Annotated in this window: 17 protein-coding genes and 2 pseudogenes; 8 read left to right on the top strand and 11 right to left on the bottom strand. The window is 72.9% G+C overall.

Features of this window, described 5'->3' with window-relative positions; all coding sequences use genetic code 11:
* Window positions 1-6 precede the first annotated feature (6 nt).
* On the top strand, window positions 7-993 hold the full coding sequence (locus ACQP2H_RS10095; RefSeq protein WP_357025267.1) for a pirin family protein: 987 nt from the start codon (window positions 7-9) through the stop codon (window positions 991-993).
* A gap of 181 nt (window positions 994-1,174) precedes the next feature.
* Here ACQP2H_RS10095 and ACQP2H_RS10090 read toward each other — a convergent pair whose 3' ends face one another.
* The gene (locus ACQP2H_RS10090) at window positions 1,175-1,303 is read right to left on the bottom strand and encodes a hypothetical protein (protein WP_255597954.1); all 129 of its coding nucleotides are present in this window, start codon (window positions 1,301-1,303) and stop codon (window positions 1,175-1,177) included.
* A 135-nt stretch (window positions 1,304-1,438) separates the two neighbouring features.
* On the opposite strand from ACQP2H_RS10090, the gene ACQP2H_RS10085 reads away from it, so the two are divergent.
* Entirely contained in the window at window positions 1,439-3,028 is a 1,590-nt protein-coding gene (locus ACQP2H_RS10085) for a phospholipase D family protein (RefSeq protein WP_433232289.1), read from the top strand.
* On the opposite strand, the gene ACQP2H_RS10080 is transcribed toward ACQP2H_RS10085, so the two are convergent.
* A complete protein-coding gene (locus ACQP2H_RS10080; RefSeq protein ID WP_219469437.1) occupies window positions 2,977-3,768 on the bottom strand; it encodes an acetoacetate decarboxylase family protein in 792 nt (263 codons plus the stop codon). The genes ACQP2H_RS10085 and ACQP2H_RS10080 overlap by 52 nt on opposite strands.
* A 380-nt stretch (window positions 3,769-4,148) precedes the next feature.
* Here ACQP2H_RS10080 and ACQP2H_RS10075 point away from each other — a divergent pair, with 380 nt between their 5' ends.
* Window positions 4,149-4,973, top strand: a complete 825-nt coding sequence (locus ACQP2H_RS10075) for a SigB/SigF/SigG family RNA polymerase sigma factor (RefSeq protein ID WP_208568961.1) — start codon at window positions 4,149-4,151, stop codon at window positions 4,971-4,973.
* A 292-nt stretch (window positions 4,974-5,265) separates the two neighbouring features.
* Here the strand turns inward: ACQP2H_RS10075 and ACQP2H_RS10070 are convergent, their stop codons facing one another.
* From ACQP2H_RS10070 to ACQP2H_RS10060, 3 genes are read right to left on the bottom strand one after another with little or no spacing between them, the layout of a single operon-like run.
* Complete coding sequence (locus ACQP2H_RS10070; protein WP_219469434.1) at window positions 5,266-5,859, bottom strand: GNAT family N-acetyltransferase; 594 nt, start codon at window positions 5,857-5,859, stop codon at window positions 5,266-5,268.
* Complete coding sequence (locus tag ACQP2H_RS10065) at window positions 5,856-7,376, bottom strand: APC family permease (RefSeq protein ID WP_219469431.1); 1,521 nt, start codon at window positions 7,374-7,376, stop codon at window positions 5,856-5,858. Before ACQP2H_RS10065 ends, ACQP2H_RS10070 begins: the two co-directional genes overlap by 4 nt.
* A 53-nt stretch (window positions 7,377-7,429) precedes the next feature.
* Window positions 7,430-8,056, bottom strand: coding sequence for a GOLPH3/VPS74 family protein (locus ACQP2H_RS10060; RefSeq protein WP_433233508.1), 627 nt, complete (start codon window positions 8,054-8,056; stop codon window positions 7,430-7,432).
* A 142-nt stretch (window positions 8,057-8,198) separates the two neighbouring features.
* Here ACQP2H_RS10060 and ACQP2H_RS10055 point away from each other — a divergent pair, with 142 nt between their 5' ends.
* The 3 genes and pseudogenes from ACQP2H_RS10055 (at window position 8,199) to hrpB (ending at window position 11,826) form a co-directional block, all read left to right on the top strand.
* Window positions 8,199-9,044: a helix-turn-helix domain-containing protein gene (locus tag ACQP2H_RS10055; protein WP_208568964.1), complete on the top strand. Its 846-nt coding sequence runs from the start codon at window positions 8,199-8,201 to the stop codon at window positions 9,042-9,044.
* Window positions 9,045-9,084: 40 nt separating this feature from the next.
* A complete protein-coding gene (locus tag ACQP2H_RS10050; RefSeq protein ID WP_208568965.1) occupies window positions 9,085-9,285 on the top strand; it encodes a DUF397 domain-containing protein in 201 nt (66 codons plus the stop codon).
* A 25-nt stretch (window positions 9,286-9,310) separates the two neighbouring features.
* Window positions 9,311-11,826 (top strand): annotated as a pseudogene (gene hrpB / locus ACQP2H_RS10045) (ATP-dependent helicase HrpB).
* A 78-nt stretch (window positions 11,827-11,904) separates the two neighbouring features.
* On the opposite strand, the gene ACQP2H_RS10040 reads toward hrpB, so the two are convergent.
* Window positions 11,905-12,630 (bottom strand): PP2C family protein-serine/threonine phosphatase, encoded by a 726-nt coding sequence (locus tag ACQP2H_RS10040; protein ID WP_208568967.1) that lies wholly within the window; start codon window positions 12,628-12,630, stop codon window positions 11,905-11,907.
* Between the two features lie 254 nt (window positions 12,631-12,884).
* Between ACQP2H_RS10040 and ACQP2H_RS10035 the strand changes: the two genes are divergently transcribed.
* Together ACQP2H_RS10035 and ACQP2H_RS10030 are read left to right on the top strand one after the other, a co-directional pair.
* Complete coding sequence (locus tag ACQP2H_RS10035) at window positions 12,885-15,494, top strand: glycoside hydrolase family 9 protein (RefSeq protein WP_219470857.1); 2,610 nt, start codon at window positions 12,885-12,887, stop codon at window positions 15,492-15,494.
* Between the two features lie 147 nt (window positions 15,495-15,641).
* Entirely contained in the window at window positions 15,642-16,052 is a 411-nt protein-coding gene (locus ACQP2H_RS10030) for a hypothetical protein (RefSeq protein WP_433232284.1), read from the top strand.
* A 672-nt stretch (window positions 16,053-16,724) separates the two neighbouring features.
* Here ACQP2H_RS10030 and ACQP2H_RS10025 read toward each other — a convergent pair.
* The 5 genes and pseudogenes from ACQP2H_RS10025 to ACQP2H_RS10005 all read right to left on the bottom strand — a co-directional run.
* Window positions 16,725-17,300, bottom strand: a pseudogene (locus tag ACQP2H_RS10025) (snapalysin family zinc-dependent metalloprotease); the annotation flags it as partial.
* 121 nt (window positions 17,301-17,421) lie between these two features.
* Window positions 17,422-17,679 (bottom strand): UBP-type zinc finger domain-containing protein, encoded by a 258-nt coding sequence (locus ACQP2H_RS10020; RefSeq protein WP_208568969.1) that lies wholly within the window; start codon window positions 17,677-17,679, stop codon window positions 17,422-17,424.
* Window positions 17,679-19,256: a Na+/H+ antiporter gene (locus ACQP2H_RS10015; RefSeq protein ID WP_219469419.1), complete on the bottom strand. Its 1,578-nt coding sequence runs from the start codon at window positions 19,254-19,256 to the stop codon at window positions 17,679-17,681. The genes ACQP2H_RS10020 and ACQP2H_RS10015 overlap by 1 nt, the downstream gene beginning before the upstream one ends.
* 37 nt (window positions 19,257-19,293) lie before the next feature.
* Complete coding sequence (locus ACQP2H_RS10010; RefSeq protein ID WP_219469416.1) at window positions 19,294-20,259, bottom strand: TIGR03885 family FMN-dependent LLM class oxidoreductase; 966 nt, start codon at window positions 20,257-20,259, stop codon at window positions 19,294-19,296.
* A gap of 102 nt (window positions 20,260-20,361) precedes the next feature.
* On the bottom strand, window positions 20,362-21,774 hold the full coding sequence (locus tag ACQP2H_RS10005) for an NADP-dependent succinic semialdehyde dehydrogenase (RefSeq protein WP_433232280.1): 1,413 nt from the start codon (window positions 21,772-21,774) through the stop codon (window positions 20,362-20,364).

Below are 21,774 nucleotides of genomic sequence, written 5' to 3'. Positions count from 1 at the left end.
GCCGAGATGCCCGCGATCACCGTCGACGACGTCCTCGTCCTGCCCCGCCTGCCCCGGCTCGACGAGACCACCAGCTACCGGCCGGTCCGCCGGCTGACCACCGCCCCGAGCGGCTACGAGGGTGAGGGTTTCCCGGTCCGCCGGGCCTTCGCCGGGGTGCCGATGCAGGATCTCGACCCGTTCATCCACCTCGACCAGATGGGCGAGGTGGACTACGCGCCGGGCGAGCCGAAGGGCACCCCGTGGCACCCGCACCGGGGCTTCGAGACGGTCACCTACATGATCGACGGGATCATGGACCACCAGGACTCGCAGGGTGGCGGCGGCACCATCACCGACGGCGACACCCAGTGGATGACCGCCGGCAGCGGCCTGCTCCACATCGAGGCCCCACCGGAGCACCTGGTCGCCAGCGGTGGCCTCTTCCACGGCCTCCAGCTCTGGGTCAACCTGCCTCGGGTGGCCAAGATGATGCCGCCGCGCTACCAGGACATCCGGGGTCGGGAGGCGGCCCTGCTGACCACGCCGGACGGCGGCGCGCTGATCCGGATCATCGCCGGTGAGATCGCCGGGCACCAGGGGCCGGGGTCGACCCACACGCCGATCACCATCGCCCACGTCACGCTGGAGCCCGGTGCCGAGTTGGACCTGCCCTGGCGGGCCGACTTCAACGCGCTGGTCTACGCGCTCTCCGGTCGCGGCACGGTCGGCACCGACCGGCGACCGTTGCAGGGCGGCCAGTTGGCCGTGCACGGTCCGGGCGACGCGCTGCGGGTGACCGCCGCCGGCAAGCAGGACGGCAACACCCCGGGCCTGGACCTCTACATCATGGGCGGAAAGCCCATCCGGGAGCCGGTGGCGCACTACGGGCCGTTCGTGATGAACACCCGCGCCGAGCTGATGCAGGCCTTCGAGGACTTCCAGGCCGGCAAGCTGGGCGTCGTGCCCGCCCAGCGGCTGCCGCACACCGGCGGCCAGGGCGACCGCCCCTGACCGGGCGTACGCCGGACTGAAGCCGGTGACCCGTCCACGGGCGTCCCGGGACATCCCGGGACGCCCGTTTCGGGCGAGGTGACCGGCGCGAAGGGGAGGCCCTCGTGCGCCGAGGTGTCCTTTTCCCGGTGTCCGTTCCGGTGGACCGGGGCGGGCGGCGGTGGCAGGTGGGTGGCGGCCGTCAGGAGACCGCGAAGATCCCGGCCACCCCGAGAATCACCATGAGCAGCACCGCCAGGATCGCGCCGCGTTCGCTTTCGACCGCCTGCGTACGGTCCTCGGTCGCGGAATTCGTCGTCTCGGCGGGCATTGCGGTGCCTCCTCGGCGTTCGCGGCTCTACGGGGTGCGGTAGGCCACCGTCCGGGCGTCTGTCGTGCTACCCGGAATGCGCATTCGCGGCGGGGGTCCTACCGTGAGGACGTCGTCGACCTCGGGAGGTGGAGCGTGGCGATCGAGGACTGGTTCCTGACCGCTGAGGAACGCGCCAACCCGGTGTCGGGGATACCCGTCTGGACGACCGGAAACCTCGCCGAGCCACTGATTCACGGTGCGGCGTACTTCGACCGCCTGGTCAGCGCGGTGGAGGCCCTCGGCGCGGGTGACCACCTCTTCTTCACCGACTGGCGGGGCGACCCGGACGAACGGATGCGCCCGGACGGCCCGACGGTGGCCCAGCTCTTCGCGCAGGCCGCCCAACGTGGCGTGGTGGTCAAGGGGCTGCTCTGGCGCTCCCACCTCGACGCGCTGTCCTACAGCGAGGCGGAGAACCGGAACCTGAGCGAGACGGTCAACGCCGCCGGCGGTGAGGTGCTGCTCGACCAGCGGGTGAGGCGGGGCGGGTCGCACCACCAGAAGCTGGTGGTGCTGCGCCACCCCGACGCGCCGGAACGGGACGTCGCCTTCGCCGGCGGGATCGACCTGTGCCACAGCCGCCGCGACGACGCCGACCACCACGGCGACCCGCAGCCGTTGGCCATGTCGCCCCGGTACGGCCCGCGCCCGCCCTGGCACGACGTGCAGCTCGCCGTCCGGGGGCCGGTGGTCGGTGCGTTGGACACCACGTTCCGCGAGCGGTGGACCGACCCGATGCCGTTGGACTCGGAGAACCCGCTGGCCTACCTGCGGGACCGGCTGCGCGGCTCCGACCTCCGCCCCGATCCGTTGCCCGCCCAGCCGGCCGACCCGCCGCCCTGCGGGCCGCACCGCATCCAGGTGCTGCGTACCTATCCTGCGGTCCGCCCCCGCTACGCGTTCGCGCCGGACGGCGAGCGCACGGTGGCCCGCGGCTACACCAAGGCGGTACGCCGGGCCCGCCGGCTGATCTACCTGGAGGACCAGTACCTCTGGTCGACCGAGGTGGCGGAGCTGTTCGCCGAGGCGCTGCGGGCCAATCCGGACCTGCACCTGGTCGCCGTGGTGCCGCGTCATCCGGACGTCGACGGCGCGTTGGCGCTGCCGCCGAACATGGTGGGCCGGGAGCAGGCGCTGTCGCTGTGTGAGCGGGCCGCCCCGGAACGGGTGCACGTCTTCGACGTGGAGAACCGGGCGGGCGAGCCGGTCTACGTACACGCCAAGATCTGCGTGGTCGACGACGTCTGGGCGAGCGTGGGCAGCGACAACTTCAACCGCCGGTCCTGGACGCACGACAGCGAGCTGTCCTGCGCGGTGCTCGACGACACCCGCGACCCGAGGGCCCCCGCCGACCCGGCGGGTCAGGGTGACGGTGCCCGGGTGTTCGCCCGGGACCTGCGGCTGCGGTTGTGGCGTGAGCACCTGGACCGCGATCCGGACGGGGCCGACGACGTCGACCTGCTGGATCCGGCCGACGCGGTGGCGGCGATCACCTCGACCGCCGACGCCCTGCAACGGTGGTACGACACCGGTCGGCAGGGTCCCCGGCCACCGGGCCGGTTGCGTCCGCACCGGCCCGAGCGGTTGCCCTGGTACACCCGGCTCTGGGCGTTGCCGGCCTACCGGCTGGTCTACGACCCCGACGGCAGGCCGCTGCACGCCCGGCGCAAGGGCACCTGGTGAGCCTCCGAGGCGGTCGGCCCGCTGGACGCGGGCCGGGCGGGTGCGGTGGCTGACGTCGCCGGGGGCGGCGGGGAATACCGGGTCAGTCCGCCCGGGTAGGCGAACGAGGTACGCGGGGCGTAGCAGCCACCGACGATGAGCAGGGGGTTCTCCGGGCGCAGCGCGTAGCTCGGGTGCACCGGGTCGAAGAACTCGACCGACTCGATCTCGAAGGGGCTGACCGGCTCCGACACGTACGGGTAGACGCCGCTGACCAGGTCGCCGTCGCGGAGGGTGAAGTAGCGGTGGTGTCCGGCGCGTATCTCGTGGCCGGTCTGGCCGACCCGGGCCCGGGTCCGGATCAACGGGGCGCCGCCGATCTCGGTGTCGGCGACCAGCACGTCACCGCGTACCCGCAGGGTGGTGCGCCCCAGCACGGCGGGGGCGCCCCGGGCGGCGGCGTAGTCACGCACCCGGGGGCTACAGGTGACGTAGTGGGTCCACCAGCCGCCGGGGGTCACCCCGTCGGGCGCGTCGACCCCGGCGAGGGCCACCCCGAGGTAGGTGAGCGTGTAAGCGCCGAAGCCGGAGGTCTGGGCGGCGTCCTCGACGACCTGTTGGTTCATGAAGACCTGGCGGTCGGGCCGGGGGCGCAGGCCCGGGGGGACCAGGGCGGCGACCGCGTCCGGGTCGGCCGGCAGCCAGCTGAAGTGCAGCGTCCGGCTGTCGACGACGAGTTGCGGGTCCGCGGGGTCGAGCACGGTGTTTCCTCCGTACGGGGTGGTCCCCGCGACGGTACGGGCGGGCTCGGCGGCGGGACAAGGACGGAAACCCGACACGGCACCGTGGTGTCGGGCTCCCGGTCGACGGACCGGTCCACCGGTGGGCCGGGCGGGGCGACCCGGCGGGGCCGTGCCGGCTCCGGTCCCCGGATCGGACGACGCTGCGTGGTGGGGATCACCGTCATCGGTAATCTATGACCGTTTCGGGGCTTTAATGAAGCAAAATCACTTAAGTACATCAGCCTTTCGGCTAGATTTCCCTTCACCGATCAGGCTATGGTGGCTTCCGAACGGCCCATCTGAAGCTAAACCAAAGCGTCACGCCTTTTTCCGCGGACGAGGTGCAGGGAGGACCACCAATGACCGCGTCAACCATGAGCGAGCAGGCGACCACCACGCCGACCACCACCGAGAAGCTCGACCCGCGCGCCCTCACCGACAGCGCCGCCGACCTGCTGAACGCGATGGCCGCACTGCCCGCCAACCACCCGTCGCGGGCCGCGCTGCGGGACCGGGCGATCGAGGCCTGGCTGCCGCTGGCCAACCACCTGGCCCACCGCTACAGCGGCCGGGGCGAGCCCACCGACGACCTGGCCCAGACCGCCGCCGTCGGCCTGATCAAGGCGATCGACAAGTTCGACCCGACGCGCGGTGTCGACTTCGCCGGCTACGCCATCCCGACCATCATCGGTGAGCTGAAGCGGCACTTCCGCGACCGCACCTGGGACATCCGGGTGCCCCGTCGGCTCCAGGAGCTGCGGCTGGCCATCTCCGACGCCAACAGCTCGCTGCTGCAGACCCTCGGCCGCTCGCCGACGGTCGCCGACATCGCCGCCCACCTCAAGATCACCGAGGAGGAGGTCCTGGAGGGCCTGGAGGGTGCCCGCGCCTACAACGCGGTGTCGCTGTCCACCCCGACCGGCGACGGCGACCGGGCCACCGAACTGGGCGACATGCTCGGCGGCGAGGACAACGAGTTCGAGCTGGCCGAGCTGCGGGTCGCCCTCGGCCCCGCGCTGGCCACCCTCGACGAGCGCGAGCAGAAGATCCTCACCCTGCGCTTCTACGGCAACCTGACCCAGTCGCAGATCGCCGACCAGATCGGCGTCTCGCAGATGCACGTGTCGCGGCTGCTCGCCCGGGCCCTGACCAAGCTGCGCGGTCAGCTCGACGGCACCTACTAGGGGGTGGCGGCGGTCACCGACCCGGCGGGTCGGTGACGGCCACGACCACGAGGCCCGGCCGGCGGTTCGCCGGCCGGGCCTTCCCCATGTCCGGAGCCGCCGTGCCCGACCCCGCAACCCCGTGGCCCGACCCGCAACCGCCGTACCCGACGTAGGAAGCGCCGTGCCCGGCTCCGCAACCGCCGTACCCGACGTAGGAAGTGCCGCGCCCGACTCCGCGCGGCGTGGCTCCGAAGCGGAAAAGCCGTGGCCCCGACGCGCGTGCGTCGGGGCCACGGTCTCGTCGGTCCGGTCAGCCGGCCGCCGGGTCCCGCCACATCGGATAGAACGGCGTGCCGTCCGGCAGTCGGAAGACCTCCCGCAACCGGTAGCCGTGCCGGGCGTAGAGGTCCCGCCCGGCCTCACTGCTCGCCTCCAGGTAGCCGGGCACCCCATGGTCGTCCAGCCAGGCGTGGTGGTGCCGCAGCAGCGCGGTACCCAGCCCCTGGCCCTGCCGCCCCGGCCGGACGGCCAGCAGCGCCAGGTGGTGGTGGTCGGGATGCGGATGGTTGGCCGCGAACAGCTCGTCGAGGTGCTGGAACCGGGGGGTCCACTCACCACAGGCGGCGGCCAGCCGGTCGTCGTAGTCCACCGGGGCCGGCGAATCGCCACCGACCTGCGGCAGCCAGACCGCCACCCCGTCCCGGTCCGCGGTGCCGAAGACCAGGCCGTGCCGCATCGCGTGGTCGACCAGGATCTCGAAGTTGTCGGCGAAGACGGCCTCCCGCTTCGCCTCGTCCGGCACCAGCCACCGGGTCGCCGGGAGCACCAGGAACGCCTCGGCGATCCGCTCGGCGACGAGCCGGGTGTCGGCGGCGTCGAGTCGCTCGACGGTGACCGTGTTCACCGCCGGGCCTCCACCGGCACCGGGCCGTCCACCGGCGGGTCGAACAGTGAGGTCGCCGCGCTCTCCGCGCCGCGCCCGATCCGGGCGTAGACATCGGGACGGTTGGACCGCAGCACCATGCCCCAGAGGAAGCCGATCAGCGCGGCCACCGGGTAGACCCCCGGGATGATCCAGCGCAGCGGCGAGTCCGGCGCGACGCCGAGCAGGGTGGCGAAGTTCGTCACCGCCACCGCGACGACGGCCGCCAGCGCGACGGTGGCCAGTGCCGGGGCGATCGCCCGCCGCCAGAGCGACTCCGAGGTGTCGGACCGGGCGAAGTAGACGATCACGGCGACGCTGGTGGTGGCGATCAGCAGCAGTACGCCGAAGCCACCGCCGGTGCCGGCGTAGTAGAAGAGCTGCACCACCGGGTCCCAGCCGTTGACCGCGTACAGCACGATCACCAGCAGGCCGAGCAGGCTCTGCGCCAGCGACGCCACCCGGGGTGCCCCGGTTCGGGGCGAGGTCTGCCCGAAGGCGGCCGGCAGCACCCGCTCCCGGCCCAGCGCGAAGGCGTACCGGGCGGTGGTGTTGTGGAACGAGATCATCGCGGCCAGCACCGAGGTCATGAAGAGCGCCTGGCCGATGGTGACGGCGGTGTCGCCGAGGTGCGCGGCAGCCAGGTTGAAGATCAGTTCGATGCTCTGCTCACCGGCGGCGGCGGAGATGTTCTCCGGCCCCACGGCCACGGTCATCGACCAGGAGGAGAGGGCGTAGAGCCCAGCGATGATCGCCACCGAGAGGTACGTCGCCAGCGGCACCGTCCGCTTGGGGTCCTTGCTCTCCTCGCTGAACACCACCGAGGACTCGAACCCCACGAAGCCGGTCATGGCGAGCACCAGCAGCGCACCCGCCCCCGGCACCAGCAGGTTGGACGGGGCCAGCGCGGCGAAGCTGGTCGTGCCGCCCGCCGGGTTGCTGAGCTGACCCAGGTCGAACACGACGATCACCACGATCTCGGCGATCAGCAGCACCGCCAGGACCTTGCCGTTGACGTCCACCCGCAGCAGGCCGAGGAAGGCGACCAGCGCCCAGGCCACCAGGGCCACCACGGCCCAGTGCGGCTCGACGCCGAAGAGGGTGCCGAGCACCGGCGCGGCGGCGGCGCCGATGGCGCCGTACAGACCGACCTGGAGCGCGTTGTACGCGATGAGGGCGACCCAGGCCGCGCCGACGCCGGCCGGCCGGCCGATGCCACGCGCGACGTAGGCGTAGAACGCGCCGGCGTTCTCCACCCGGCGGGCCATCGCCACGTAGCCGACGGAGAAGAGCGCCAGCACGGCGCCGACGGCGAGGAAGGCCAGCGGCATCCCGGTGATGCCGGTGACCGCGTAACCGGTGGTGACCACGCCGGCCACCACGGTCAGCGGGGCGGCGGCGGAGAGCACGAAGAAGATGACCGACGGCACGCCGAGGCGGCCACGGGCCAGGGCGTCACTGACGTTGCTTGGTCGTACGACTGTCGGATGGGGGGGCATGGGGCTGCTCCGGAAGAGGGGGAGATGAGGGGGAAGGTGGTGGCGCGGCGAGATCAGGGGATGCCGCGCAGCACCGCGGCGCCGACCGCGGCCTCGGTGTGCACGACGAGTTCCTTCAGCGGCGGAGGCAGCGACTGGACGAGGGTGGCCAGTCGGTGGTGGGCGCGCGGGCCGGCGCTCCACAGCACCTCGCGGGTCAGCCCGGCGGCGGCCACCAGCCCGAGCAGCGTGGTGTCCGACACCAGGGGCTGCTCCGGCCGCTCGACCAGGGCCCGCAGCCGGGTCGCCGGCCAGGCTGCGGCGTTGAGGTCGATCGGCAGGTAGCTGACCGTGGTCCGCAGCAGCCGGCGGTTCTCCTGCCGGCGCAGCACCCCGGCACGGGCCAGCCGCTCCCCCACCGAGGTGGTGGACGACTGGGCCAGGAAGGCGAGCCAGGTGCGCACCGCCTGGTGCTGCGACTCACCGATCAGTTGGTCGAGCACGGTGTGGGCCAGCGCGTCGGCCGGGGGACGCCGGTCGATCACGGTGACCAGTCCACCCGAGACGGTGATCTGTCCGAAGAGGATCAACTCGGCCAGCAGACCGGCGGCGAGACCGAGGCCGGTGGCGCTCGGATGCAGCTTGGCCTTGCCCCGGCTGTCGTTGTGCGCAATCAGAAAAAACTCGTCGGCGATCAGCAAACGAGCCTCCAACGCATTGTCCACAGGTGATCCACGCCGGGTGACAGGATGCCCCCAGACCTCCAGCTTTGCAACTCCCAGATTCGATGGTTGCACTCCGTACTCATGCGACCTGCGGATCTTGTCGTGACAGACTCGGAGGGTGACTGCCAGCCCCACCGTTCGCCGCCGCCGCATCGCCCGTGAACTCCGCCAACTGCGGGAACGCGCGGGCATGACGCTCGACGTGGCCGCCCGCCAACTCGACATGTCCAAGAGCAACCTGTCCCGGATCGAGAACGCGCAGATCGGGATCAAACCCCGTGACGTCCGCGCCGCCCTGGCCCTCTACGAGGTGACCGGCGTCGATGCCGAGGCGCTCATCGAGATCGCCCGGGGCGCGCAGCAGCGCGGCTGGTGGCAGAACTACAGCGACGTGCTGCCGGAGTGGTTCGAGTTCTACGTCGGCCTCGAGGCGGAGGCGGAGAGCCTGCGCACCTACGAGGCGGAGTCCGTCCCCGGCCTGTTGCAGACCGAGGCGTACGCCCGGGAGATGTTCCGCCGTACGGCCGGCGAGGAGGGGTTGGAACGCAAGGTGGCCGCCCGGCTGCGCCGGCAGGAGGTGCTGCACCGGGAGTCTCCCCCGGTCGAGCTGTCGGTGGTGCTCAACGAGGCGGTGCTGTTGCGCCCGGTGGGCGGACCGGCCGTCATGGCGGAGCAGCTGACCCACATGGCCCGGATCGCCCAGTCACCGAACGTGACATGCCACGTACTTCCGTTCGCGTCCGGCGGGCACCCGGCGATGAGCACTCCGTACGTGATCATCACGTTTGCCGACGCGGCCGACAATTCCGTGGTTTACCTGGACAATCTCACGCTGGGTCTGGCGCTGGAGGAAGCGGGACACGTGCGCGGGTATACCCTTGTGCACGAGGAGCTGTGCCGGATGGCACTGGATCCGGCGGCGTCTTTGGCCCGCCTGGAGGAGGCTGCTCGTCACTTTGCGTGATCGCATTGCGGCACGCCCGGGGGGAACGGAAGGTATGGGAATGCAGGCGCTGCCTCTGTCCATGATGGACTGGCGGACCAGCAGCCGCAGCAGCGGCAACGGTAACTGTGTGGAGATCGCCACCACCGACGACCGGATCGCGGTGCGCGACAGCAAGGACCGGTGCGGTCCCGCGCTGGTCTTCTCCGCCCACGCCTGGACAGCCTTCGTCACCGGCATGGAGGCGGTACGACCGGGCTGACCCCCGGCGTGCCACAGTGGCAGCCGTGCTCCGTGACGTACCACTCGACCTGCCGGTCCGGCCGGCGCTGCCACCGCTGCTGCGGGCGCTGACCGGCACCGGCAGCGCGGTCCTGGTGGCCCCGCCCGGCACCGGCAAGACCACCCTCGCGCCGCTCGCGGTGGCCGACGGGGTGCCCGGTCGGGTGCTGGTCGCCCAGCCCCGCCGGGTGGCCGCCCGCGCGGCGGCCCGACGGATCGCCGACCTGCTCGGCGAGCGGGTCGGCGACCGGGTCGGGTACACCGTGCGCGGCGACCGCCGGGTCGGCCCGGCCACCCGGATCGAGGTGGTCACCACCGGCCTGCTGGTCCGCCGGTTGCTGCGCGACCCCGAGCTGCCCGGGGTGGACGCGGTGCTGCTCGACGAGTGTCACGAGCGGCAGCTCGACGCGGATCTCGCGTTGGCCTTCACCGTGGAGGCCCGCGCGGCGCTGCGGCCCGAGCTGTGGCTGGTGGCCATGTCGGCGACCCCGGAGGCGGACCGGTTCGCCGCGTTGCTCGGCGGCGACACGCCGGCCCCGGTGGTCCGCGCCGAGGCCGCCCTGCACCCGGTCGCCCGGGTCTGGACGCCGCCGCCGCGCCCGGTCGCGCCGCCGGGCGCGGGACGGGTCGATCCGCTGCTGCTCGACCACGTCGCCGCCACCGTCCGGCGGGCCCTGCACGAGCAGGACGGCGACCTGCTGGTCTTCCTGCCCGGGGCGGGCGAGATCGGGGCGGTGGCCCGCCGGTTGGCCGACCTGACCGACCGGGTGGCCGTCCTGCCACTGCACGGGCGGCTGCCCGCCGCCGCACAGGACGCCGCGTTGCGCCCGGCCGCACGACGTCGGGTGGTGCTCGCCACCTCCGTCGCGGAGAGCAGCCTGACCGTGCCCGGGGTCCGGGTGGTGGTCGACGCGGGCCTGGCCCGGGTGGCCCGCACCGACCTGTCCCGGGGGCTGGGCGCACTGGTCACCGTGGCGGTGTCCCGGGCCGCGGCGACCCAGCGGGCCGGGCGGGCCGGCAGGCAGGCCCCGGGGTGGTCTACCGTTGCTGGTCCGAGGCCGCCCACGGCCGGCTCGCCGCCCAGCCCGAGCCGGAGATCGCCACCGCCGACCTGACCGGCTTCGCCCTGGACCTGGCCGCCTGGGGCAGCCCCGACGGCGTCGGCCTGGCACTGCCCGACGCACCGCCGCCCGCCGCGCTGACCGTCGCCCGGGAGACGTTGACCAGCCTCGGCGCGATCGACGCCGACGGTCGGGTGACCGCCCGGGGACGGGCCATCGCCGCCACCGGCACCCACCCCCGGCTGGGTCGCGCCCTGCTCGACGGCGCCGCCCGGGTCGGCCGGGACCGGGCCGCCGAACTGGTCGCCCTGCTCGCCGAGGACGGACTGGCCGGGCGGCACGACGACCTCACCGCCGGGTGGCGGCGGCTGCGCGACGACACCGATCCCGGTGCCACCGCCCGCTGGCGTGCGGAGGTACGCCGGCTGCGCGCCGCCCTGCCCGCCACCACCGAGCGGGGCGACATCGGCGCACGGCTGCCGGACGACCTGGCGGCGGGGCTGCTGGTGGGGCTGGCCTATCCGGAGCGGCTGGCCCGGCTGCGCCGGGCCGGCGGGACGTCGTACCTGATGGCGGGTGGGACCGGGGCGGAGCTGGCGGCCGGGTCGGCGCTGGCCGGGACGGACTGGCTGGCCGTCGCCGTCGCCGACCGGTCGCCGGGCGCACCGACCGCCCGGGTCCGGTTGGCCGCCCCGGTCGACGAGGCGACCGCCCGGGAGGTCGGCGGTCCGCTGCTGACCGAGGTACGCGAGGTCGGCTGGGTCGACGGCGACGTGCTGGCCCGGCAGGTGACCCGGCTCGGGGCGATCGAGCTGGTCAGCCGCCCACTGGCCCGGCCGGCGTCGGAGCTGCTGGCCGCCGCCCTCGCCGACGGGCTGCGCCAGGTGGGCCTGGACCTGCTGACCTGGACCCCGGCGGCCCGGACGCTGCGCCAGCGGCTGGCGTTCTGCCGGCAGGCGTTGGGGGCGGACTGGCCGGAGGTCTCCGACGCCGCGCTGCTCGCCGCCGCCGACCGGTGGCTCGGGCCGGAGCTGGCCGCCGCCCGTCGCCGTGCCGACCTGGCCCGGATCGACGTGACCGGGGCGCTGCGTCGGCTGCTGCCCTGGCCGCAGGCGGGCCGGCTGGACGAGCTGGCCCCGGAACGCATCGAGGTGCCCAGCGGCTCCCGGGTCCGGGTCGACTACGCCGATCCGGCGGCGCCGGTGCTGGCGGTGAAACTCCAGGAGACGTTCGGCTGGGCGGACGCGCCCCGGCTGGCCGACGGTCGGGTGCCGGTGCTGCTGCACCTGCTCTCCCCTGCGGGCCGGCCGGTCGCGGTCACCGCCGACCTGGCGTCGTTCTGGCGCACCGGCTACCCGCAGGTGCGCGGGGAACTACGCGGGCGCTATCCGCGCCATCCCTGGCCGGAGGACCCGACCACGGCCACCCCGACCCGGCACACCACGCACCGCCGACGCTGAGCCGACGCACCGCCGGACGACGCCGGGCCGACGCACCGCCGGACGACGCCGAGCCGACGCCGCAGGGCGGCGGAGCTGTCACTCGTCGACGACGTCGGCGATGAGCACGGTGATGTTGTCGGGGCCGCCGGCCCGCAGCGCCAGGTCGATCAGGCGGCGGGCGCACGCCTCCCGGTCGGGGGTCTCCCGGAGCACCTCGGTGAGGGTCTCCAGGCGGACGACGTTGGAGAGGCCGTCGCTGCACAGCAGCCAGCGGTCACCGGCCCGGGGCACCATCGTCGCGTACGACGGGGAGACCTGCTCGCCCTGCAACGCCTGGGTGACCACGGCCCGCCGGGGGTGGCTGGACGCCTCCTCGGGGCTGATCACGCCCTGGTCGACCAGCATCTGGACGAAGGTGTCGTCCCGGGTGACCTGCTTGAGGGTGCCCTCGCGGAACAGGTAGGCCCGGGAGTCACCGACGTGCGCGAGCGCCAGGCAGCTGCCCGTGCGGGAGAAGAGCAGGGCGGTCAGTGTGGTGCCCATGCCCTGCCGCTCCCGGTCCTCCTCGACCGCCTGGTGGATCCGCGCGGTGGCCAGCTCGATGCCGGTCTGCAACGCCGCCACCAGGGCGTCCTCGGGGGTCTCCACGTCCAGTGGGGCGACCGCGTCGATGGCGATCCGGCTGGCCAGGTCGCCGGCCGCCATCCCGCCCATGCCGTCGGCGACGGCGACGAGCCAGGCACCGGAGTGCAGGGCGTCCTGGTTTCCGCTGCGGATCAGCCCACGGTCGCTCGTCCCGACGGAACGAAGCTTCAGGGTCATGGGTGGCAGCCTGCCAGGCGGAGGGCGTTGTTGTCTCTAGGAGATCAGGACGACTGCGCGTGGCGCGGCGAATCTCACTACCGCAGGCGTCGATCCGGACGGCTGCGACCAGCCCGAAGGTCATCCAGTCGAATCGATTGACAGGGACGAGACGCGCTGGAAACATCTGGCTGATAGCTGGGAGCGCTCCCAGTGATGACCATCTACGGCACACCCCACCACTGTCCTTCCGCCCGGAAAGGAATCCCGTGATCCTGACCCGACGACGTCGGCGGCATCTCGCGGTATTGGCAGCGACGACCCTGATCCTCACCGGCGCCGGCACCGGCGTGGCCCACGCCGAAGTCCCGCCGGACGCGCCCGAGCAGATCAGCAACGGCGACTTCAGCGAGGGCGTCTCGCCCTGGTTCTCCTACGGCACCGGCCCGCTCGACGTCGTCGACGGCCGGCTCTGCGTCACCGTCCCCGCCGGCCTGGCCAACCCGTGGGACGCCGGCATCGGCCACGACGGGGTCCGGCTCAACGCCGGGGCCGAATACAAGCTCAGCTTCGACATCTCCGCCACCCCCGGGTTGAGCGTCAACGCCGTGCTCCAGCTCGGCAGCGCCCCCTACACGTCGTACGCGAGCGTGCCGGCGGTGGCCGCCCCGACGAGCAAGCGGGTCGAGCAGACGTTCACCGTCCCGGACGACAACCCCAACGCCCAGCTCATCTTCCAGGTCGGCGGGGCCGCCGCCGAGCAGCGGATCTGCCTGGACAACGTCTCGCTGCGCGGTGGCGAGGCCGCCCCGCCGTACGTGCCGGACACCGGCCCCCGGGTCCGGGTCAACCAGGTCGGCTACCTGCCCGGCGGCCCGAAGAACGCCACCGTGGTGACCGAGTCGACCGGGGCGCTGCCCTGGCAGCTCAAGTCGGCCGCCGGCACGGTCGTCGCCAGCGGCCAGAGCACCCCGCGCGGGGTCGACGCCGCTTCCGGGCAGAACGTGCAGACCGTCGACTTCTCGTCCTTCCGCACGCCCGGCACCGGCTACACGCTGGTCGCCGACGGCGAGACCAGTCACCCGTTCGACATCTCCGGCGACCTCTACGACCGGCTGCGGGCCGACGCGATGCAGTTCTTCTACGCCCAGCGCAGCGGCATCGAGATCGACGGTGACCTGATCGGCGAGGAGTACGCCCGCCCGGCCGGCCACCTCGGCGTGGCCCCCAACCAGGGCGACACGCAGGTGCCCTGCCAGCCCGGCGTCTGCGACTACTCGCTGGACGTGCGCGGTGGCTGGTACGACGCGGGCGACCACGGCAAGTACGTGGTCAACGGCGGTATCGCCGCCTACCAGCTGCTGAGCGCCTTCGAGCGGACCAAGACGGCGGAGACCGCCGCCGGTGGCGCCGCACTGGGTGACTCGACGCTGCGGGTGCCCGAGCGGGGCAACGCGGTGCCGGACATCCTCGACGAGGCCCGCTGGGAGATCGAGTTCCTGCTCCGGATGCAGGTGCCGGACGGCAAGCCGCTGTCCGGGATGGTCCACCACAAGATCCACGACAAGGCGTGGACCGGCCTGCCGCTCGCCCCGCAGGACGACGCCCAGCCGCGTGAGCTGCACCCGCCGACGACCGCCGCCACCCTGAACCTGGCTGCCGTCGCCGCGCAGTGCCAGCGCCTGTTCGCCCCGTACGACGCGGCGTTCGCCGCCCGCTGCGGCACCGCCGCGTCGAGCGCGTACGCCGCCGCGAAGGCGCACCCGGCGGTCTACGCCGACCCGAACGACGGCATCGGCGGCGGCGCGTACGACGACACCAACGTCACCGACGAGTTCTACTGGGCGGCCGTGGAGCTGTACCTGACCACCGGCAAGAAGGCGTACCTGGACGACCTGACCGCCTCGCCCCAGCACAACGGCGACGTGTTCGCCACGGGCGGCGCGTTCAGCTGGCAGAGCGTGGGCGCGGTCGGCCGGCTCGACCTGGCCACCGTGCCGAACGGCCTGCCGGCCGCCGACAAGACCCGGGTCCGCGACTCGGTGACCGCCGCCGCCGACAACTACCTGACCACCCTGCACGCCCAGGCGTACGGCCTGCCGGTGCCGGGCGAGGCGGCAAGCTACGTCTGGGGCAGCAACAGCAACATCATCAACAACATGGTCGTGCTGGCCACCGCGTTCGACCTGACCCGGGACGCGAAGTACCGGGACGGTGCCGTGCAGGCGACCGACTACCTGCTCGGCCGCAACGCGCTGAACATGTCCTACGTGACCGGCTGGGGCGAGCAGAACGCGCGCAACCAGCACAGCCGGATCTTCGGCAACCAGCTCAACCCGGCGATGCCGAACCCGCCGGTCGGCTCGCTCGCCGGTGGCCCGAACGCCGCCCTGCAGGACCCGTTCGTCGCCCAGCTGCTCAAGGACTGCGCGCCGATGTTCTGCTATGTCGACGACATCAACTCGTACTCGACCAACGAGGTGGCGGTCAACTGGAACTCGGCGCTGGCCTGGCTCGCGTCGTTCCTCGCCGACCAGGGGGAGGCCAAGGCGGTGGCCCCGCGCACCTGCGCGGTCAGCTACCAGGTGCACGGCACCTGGCCGGACGGCTCCAACACCCAGGTCGTCCTGCGCAACACCGGTGACACCGCGATCAACGGCTGGACCCTGCGGTACGCCTACAACGGCGACCAGAAGGTCACCCAGGCGTGGACGGCCAAGGTGACCCAGTCCGGGGCCACCGTGACGGCGAAGAACGAGTCGTACAACGCGAAGATCGCGCCGGGCGCCAGCATCACCTTCGGTCTGCTCGCCAAGACCGGCACGCTGGCCAACCCGTCGCCGGACCTGATCACCGTCAACGGCGTCGCCTGCACGGTGTCCTGACCGGCACTCCCACCCTCGGGCCCCGGGCTGCCACCCGGGGCCCGAGCGCGCCGGGCGGTCGTCCCCCGACCGTCCGGCGCTCCCCCTCAAGCCCTCACCACGCCCCACCCGCGACGTCCCTCCGGCCCAGTAGTGGAGACGAGTTCCATGCCCGAGCTGACCACGATCTCCGACGTAGAGCGCCGGCGCATCGTCCACGAGTTCGTCGACGAGACCGTCGGAGACGGCCACCCCGAGGTCGTGGCGATGGTCCGTGACCTCACCCACCGGGTCCGCGACACCGTCGAACTCGCCCGCGCCGCCGGCATCACCCCCGAGTCGCCCCGCGCCAGCCACGTGGTGACCGCGCTGGTCAGCGCGTACGGCGAGGTCTTCGACCGGGTCGACGACGCCGGCTACCGCAGCGCGCTCCTGGCCCGCCTGGAGGTCGCCAACGACCCCCGGACCGAGCGGTACTTCCAGCTCCTCGCCACCGTCAACGGCTGGACCCCACCCCCGACCCTCGCCCCCGTCCTGGACTGGTTCATCGCCGCCCTGCGTCACCATCCCGCCCCCTGACCGCCCTTCGCGCCCCACCGCCGACCCGGACCCCGCCCTCCGCGCTCCCGCCTGATCAACAGTGGAGTGGCGCGGGCGATGCCAGCAGCACGGACGGTGCGGGCGATGCCAGCAGCACGGACGGTGCGGGCGATGCCAGCAGCACGGACGGTGCGGGCGATGCCAGCAGCACGGACGGTGCGGGCGGGGCCGGTGGCAGCGGCGCGGCAGTGGCGGCGCGAGCGGAACCGGCGGCGGCCCAGGGACAGCCAACAGCACAGGCAGCGCGGTCACCGAGGCCCGACGACCGCGGGGCCGGGTCGGGGTCGGGGTCGGGCGCCGACCCACACTATTGCCCGAGACCTGTATGCCTGTCTGGCATAAATATGACGGACAGTCATACGTGTTCCAGGGCAGTCATACACCCCTGCCGCTCACGCAGGGCGATCATCGACAACACATCGGGTGGGCAGCCGCCTTGTCGTTGACCGCCACCAGCAGTGCCAGTCGGTGGCGTGGAGAGCGGACCAGAGATCTAGGGAGGTCCCGCTTGAGCAGCGCGGCGACGTCGGCCGATGCCCGCCTGGCGCGAGCACATGAAACCAGCGGGGCCGAAGGGGCCGAGCAGCGCAGGGCCGAGCGCCCGCTGTCACGGCACGACAGGCGGGCGCTCGAACCCGGCCGGACTCAGCCGGGCAGGCCGCTGACGGCGGCGGGCACGGCGACGTCGCCGCCGGTCCAGACGTAGCTGGCGTCCACGTCCGGTGCGGCGAACCCTCCGGCGAACAGCGAGTTGACCCGGGACGCCTCGGCGGCGCTGGGCTTGGCGTTGCGGCAGGAGACCGGGGCGCTGCTGCCCGACATGAGGTCGGTGCACAGGCCGGTCCGGTTGTCCGGCAGGCCGAGGATGTGGCCGATCTCGTGGGTGGCGATCCGGGTCCGGTCGTAGCCCTGGTCGACGGCCTGGGTGCCCATCCAGACCCGACCGTTGCCGAGGCTGGTGGTCTGCGCCCGGGGCCAGCCCGTGTCGACGTAGATGGTGATGTTGCCGGGCGTGCGGGCGACCAGCCGGACGTTGCCCACCGAGCTGTTCCAGATCGTCGCGGCCTGGTCGAAGTTGGTGCGGAACTCGCCGGCCCGGCTCGCGTCGTAGTAGACCGTCCGGGCGGCCGCCGACGCGGTGGTGCCGGCCGAGGTGACCGCGCCGGTCGCCGCGAGCACCAACGCCAGCAGGGTCCCGGCGGTACGCGAGAACTGTCGTCGTCGAATCATCCGACCTCCATCGATAGAAGTTTACCGATGTTATGTGGTTGGTCGGACCCGGGTCGAATAGCGGTTACGTCATACCGCCGCGACCGCCCGCCCGGCCGCTCCCGCCTCAGCCACCCGGTCAGCCGATCTCCTCGTCGAGGAAGCACCAGCGCCAGGACTCCCCCGGCTGGATCGAGCGCATCACCGGGTGCCCGCTCGACTCGAAGTGCTTCGTCGCGTGCTGGTACGGCGACGAGTCACAGCACCCCACCTGCCCACACTCCACACACGACCGCAGGTGCACCCAGTCGTCGTTGCCGACGGCCACGCACTCCGGGCAGGCGTCGGTGACGGTCGGCTCGGCGGTCCCCGCCCCGGTCAGGTGCGCACAGCTCATCAGTCGCTCTCCCGTCGCAACAACGACTCCTCCAGGTCAAGGTCACGGTAGGCCCGCACCAGCACCTCCTCGGGAATCCGTCCCTCGTCGCGGGCGGCCCGGAAGACCTCCCGCTCGGCGTCGATCATCTCCTGCCGCAGCCGACCGTACGCCTGCGACGGGGTCTCCCGGTCGCTGCCACCGAGCCGTTCCCAGGCCAGGTTGGTGCGGCTCTGCACCAGCCCGCGCAACCGCTCCACCACGGCCGGCGGCGCACCGTCGGCCAGCGCGTCCAGCTTCTCCCGGGCCGCCCGCCCGGCCTGCTGCTGCACCGTCGCGGCGGAGAGCGCGTCGGCCACCGGGTCGTCCGGGGGCAGTTTCAACCGGCGGGCCAGCCACGGCAGGGTCGCGCCCTGGCCGAGCAGGGTCGCCATGATCACCGCGAAGGCCAGCCAGATGAACAGTGCCCGCTGGTAGGGCTGTTCCCCGGCCAGGGTCAGCGGCAGACCCAGCGCGGCGGCCAGGGTCACCACCCCGCGCATCCCGGCCCAGCCGATGACGATCGGGAACTGCACCGGCGGGCCCGGGTCGCGCTGCCGGACCCGGGGCACCAGCCGGGCCAGGTAGGTGGCGGGGAAGACCCAGACGAACCGGGTCAGGAAGACCGCCGCCAGCACCGCCGCGGTGATCCCCACCAGCCGCCCGGTCGGCTCGTCGAGATCCCGCAGCACCTCGGGCAGTTGCAGGCCGACCAGCAGGAAGACCAGCCCTTCCAGCAGGAACTGCACCAGCCGCCAGAACGCGCCGGTCTGCAACCGGGAGGCGGCCGACAGCAGCAGCGGCATCTTGTGGCCGATCCCCAACCCGGTGACCACCACCGCCACCACCCCGGAGGCGTGGATCTCCTCGGCGGCGAAGACCACCGCGAACGGCACGATCAGCGACAGCGCGTTGTCCAGCAGCGGGTCGGTGGTCCGCTTGTGCAGGTAGCCGAAGACCACCACGCCCAGCAACCCGACCAGCACCCCGCCGCCGGTGGCGACCACCACCTCCTGCGCGACGTACCCGAAGCTCACCGAGCCGGCGCTGGCGGTGGCCGCGACGATCGCCACCCGCAGCAGCACCAGCGCGGTGGCGTCGTTGACCAGGCTCTCCCCCTCCAGGATGGTCACCACCCGCCGGGGCAGACCCACCCGCCGGGCCACCGCGGTCGCGGCGATCGCGTCCGGCGGGGCCACCACCGCACCCAACGCCACACAGATCGCGTACGGCAGGTCGGGCAGGAACAGGTGCACCACCGTGCCCACCACGAAGGCGGTGAAGATGACCAGACCCACCGCGAGCAGCAGGATCGGCCGCAGGTTGAGCCGGAACGCCGGCACCGACGTGCCCAACGCCGCCACGTAGAGCAGCGGCGGCAGGATGCCCACCAGCACCAGGTCGGGGTCGAGCCGGACGTGCGGGAACCCCGGCAGGAAGGACAGCCCGAGGCCCAGCACCACCAGCAGGATCGGCGCGAGCAGGCCCAGCTTGCGGGCCAGCGCGGCACCGAAGGTCGCGATGGCCAGGAAGACCACGACCTCGAACAGAGCTTCCATGGGGTACGAGCCTAGGGGTACGACCCGGCCGGGGTGATCACCCGGCGGCGCGCAGCTTCGGCAGCACCTCCGCGCCGAACGTGTCGATGAAGGCGCGCTGCTCCTGCCCGACGTGGTGCAGGGCGATCTGGTCGACGCCCAGCGACAGGTACTCCTCGAGCCAGCCCACGTGCCGGCCCAGATCCGACGACACGTTCACCACCTCGGTGACCTGCTCCAGCGGCACCCGCTCACTGACCGCGTCGAAGTGCTCGGCGGTGTCCAGGTCCCAGCAGACCGGCGGCGGGAAGATGTTGCTGCGCCACTGCTCGTACGCGATCGCCTCCGCCTCGGCCTGCTCCGGCGCCCAGCTCACGTGCACCTGCAGGTGCACCGGTCCCCGCCCACCGGCGTCCCGGTAGGCGTCGATCATCTCGCGCAGGTGCGCGGTCGGCGCGTTCACGGTGATCAGCCCGTCCGCCCACTCGGCGCACCACCGGGCGGTGGCCACGCTGACCGCCGCCCCGATCAGCGCCGGGGGTTCCTCGGGCCGGGTCCACAGCTTCGCCCGGTCCACCCGGACCAGGCCGTCGTGGCTGACCTCCTCGCCGGCCAGCAGCGCCCGGATCACCTCGACGCACTCCCGCAGCCGGGCGGTACGCACGTCCTTACGCGGCCAGCCGTCGCCGGTGATGTGCTCGTTGCTCGCCTCGCCGGTGCCCAGCGCCGCCCAGAACCGGCCCGGGTACATCGCGCCGAGGGTGCCGATGGCCTGCGCGATGATCGCCGGGTGGTAGCGCTGGCCGGGGGCGTTTACCACCCCGAACGGCAGCCCGGTGGCCTGCAGCGCGGCCCCCAGCCAGGACCAGGCGAACCCGGACTGGCCCTGCCGGGTGCTCCACGGCGAGAAGTGGTCCGACGACATCGCGGCGTCGAAGCCGGCGCGTTCGGCGTGCACCACCGCCTCCAGCAGGCGACTCGGATGGATCTGCTCGTGGGAGGCGTGGAAGCCGAACACCGTCATGGCGTCCTTCCGTACCCATGACGGTGCCCGGTTAAAGCTCACCCGCGCCGACTTGGCCGGCGCGGGCGTCCGCCGCCCGGCCCGGGTGGCGGCGACGCGGGGTCACTCGGCGTGCGCGCCGGCCCCGGCGGTGGCGGCACCCTCCCCCACCCAGACGGTCTTGGTGTTGCAGAACTCCCGCATCCCCAGCGCCGACAGCTCCCGGCCGTAGCCGGAGTTCTTCACCCCGCCGAAGGGCAGCTCCGGGTACGAGGTGGTCATGCCGTTGACGAAGACGTTGCCGGCGTCCAGGTCGGTGGCGAACCGCTCCTGCTCGGCCGGGTCGGTGGTCCAGGCGTTCGCGCCCAACCCGAAGGGCGTGCCGTTGGCCACCTCGACCGCCTCGTCGTACGACGACACCCGGTAGAGCCCGGCGACCGGTCCGAAGACCTCCTCGGCCCACATCCGCATCTGCGGGTTCAGGTCGGTGACCACGGTCGGCGGATAGAACCAGCCGTCGCCGGTCGGCTTCTCGCCGCCGCAGAGCACCGTCGCGCCGTGCGCCACCGCGTCCTGCACCTGGGCGTGGATCTCGTCCCGGCCGCTCTCGCTGGCCAGCGGGCCGACGTCGGTGGCGGCGTCCATCGGGTCGCCGACCCGCAGCGCGGCCATGTTCGCGGCGAACTTCCCGGCGAAGGCGTCGAAGACGTCGGTGTGCACGATGAACCGCTTGGCGGCGATGCAGGACTGGCCGTTGTTCTGGCAGCGGGCGGTGGTGGCCACCTCGGCGGCCCGGTCCAGGTCGGCCGAGGGCATCACCACGAACGGGTCGCTGCCGCCCAGCTCCAGCACGGTCTTCTTCAGCTCCCGGCCGGCGATCTGGGCGATCGAGCGGCCCGCGCCCTCGCTGCCGGTCAGCGTCGCCGCCCGGACCCGGGGGTCGGCGAGGATCCGGTCGACGGCGTCGGAGCCGACCAGCAGGGTGGTGAACGCGCCCTCGGGGAAGCCGGCCCGGCGGAACACGTCCTCCAGGTAGAGCGCGGTCTGCGGCACGTTGGAGGCGTGCTTGAGCAGGCCGGTGTTCCCGGCCATCAGGGCCGGCGCGGCGAACCGCAGCACCTGCCAGAGCGGGAAGTTCCACGGCATCACCGCGAGCACCGCCCCGATCGGCTGGTAGCGGACGTACGCCCGCCTGGCCTTCACCGCGGCGGCGTCGGCGGGCTCGTCGGCGAGCATCCGTTCCGCGTGCGCGGCATAGAACCGGCAGGCGGTCGCGCACTTGGTGACCTCGGCCTTCGCTGCCGTGTAGGTCTTGCCCATCTCGGTGGTCATCAGCCGGGCGGTGTCGTCGCGTTCGGCGTCGAGCAGGTCCGCGGCGGTGTTCATCCACTGCGCCCGCTGGGCGACCGTGGTGCGGCGCAGGTCCCGGAACGCCAGGTCGGCCCGGTCGATGGCGGCGTCGATCTGCTCGGCCGACATCGGCTCGTACGACTTGAGCCCCTGCCCGGTGGCGGGGTTGGTGGTGGCGATGGGCAT

Origin of the sequence: Micromonospora sp. CA-248260, from assembly GCF_050942205.1 — a bacterium.
Classification (GTDB): domain Bacteria; phylum Actinomycetota; class Actinomycetes; order Mycobacteriales; family Micromonosporaceae; genus Micromonospora; species Micromonospora antibiotica.
Note: the sequence above shows the minus strand (reverse complement) of the source record. Positions and strands in the feature narration are given on the sequence as shown.

Bases quoted from the DNA above. Each gene is read 5' to 3' on its own strand.
- ACQP2H_RS10020 (WP_208568969.1), bottom strand. From the start codon at position 17,679: ATGAGCTGTGCGCACCTGACCGGGGCGGGGACCGCCGAGCCGACCGTC.
- ACQP2H_RS10050 (WP_208568965.1), top strand. From the start codon at position 9,085: ATGCAGGCGCTGCCTCTGTCCATGATGGACTGGCGGACCAGCAGCCGC.
- ACQP2H_RS10090 (WP_255597954.1), bottom strand. From the start codon at position 1,303: ATGCCCGCCGAGACGACGAATTCCGCGACCGAGGACCGTACGCAGGCG.
- ACQP2H_RS10075 (WP_208568961.1), top strand. From the start codon at position 4,149: ATGACCGCGTCAACCATGAGCGAGCAGGCGACCACCACGCCGACCACC.
- ACQP2H_RS10040 (WP_208568967.1), bottom strand. From the start codon at position 12,630: ATGACCCTGAAGCTTCGTTCCGTCGGGACGAGCGACCGTGGGCTGATC.
- ACQP2H_RS10065 (WP_219469431.1), bottom strand. From the start codon at position 7,376: ATGCCCCCCCATCCGACAGTCGTACGACCAAGCAACGTCAGTGACGCC.
- ACQP2H_RS10030 (WP_433232284.1), top strand. From the start codon at position 15,642: ATGCCCGAGCTGACCACGATCTCCGACGTAGAGCGCCGGCGCATCGTC.
- ACQP2H_RS10095 (WP_357025267.1), top strand. From the start codon at position 7: ATGCCCGCGATCACCGTCGACGACGTCCTCGTCCTGCCCCGCCTGCCC.
- ACQP2H_RS10015 (WP_219469419.1), bottom strand. From the start codon at position 19,256: ATGGAAGCTCTGTTCGAGGTCGTGGTCTTCCTGGCCATCGCGACCTTC.
- ACQP2H_RS10010 (WP_219469416.1), bottom strand. From the start codon at position 20,259: ATGACGGTGTTCGGCTTCCACGCCTCCCACGAGCAGATCCATCCGAGT.
- ACQP2H_RS10005 (WP_433232280.1), bottom strand. From the start codon at position 21,774: ATGCCCATCGCCACCACCAACCCCGCCACCGGGCAGGGGCTCAAGTCG.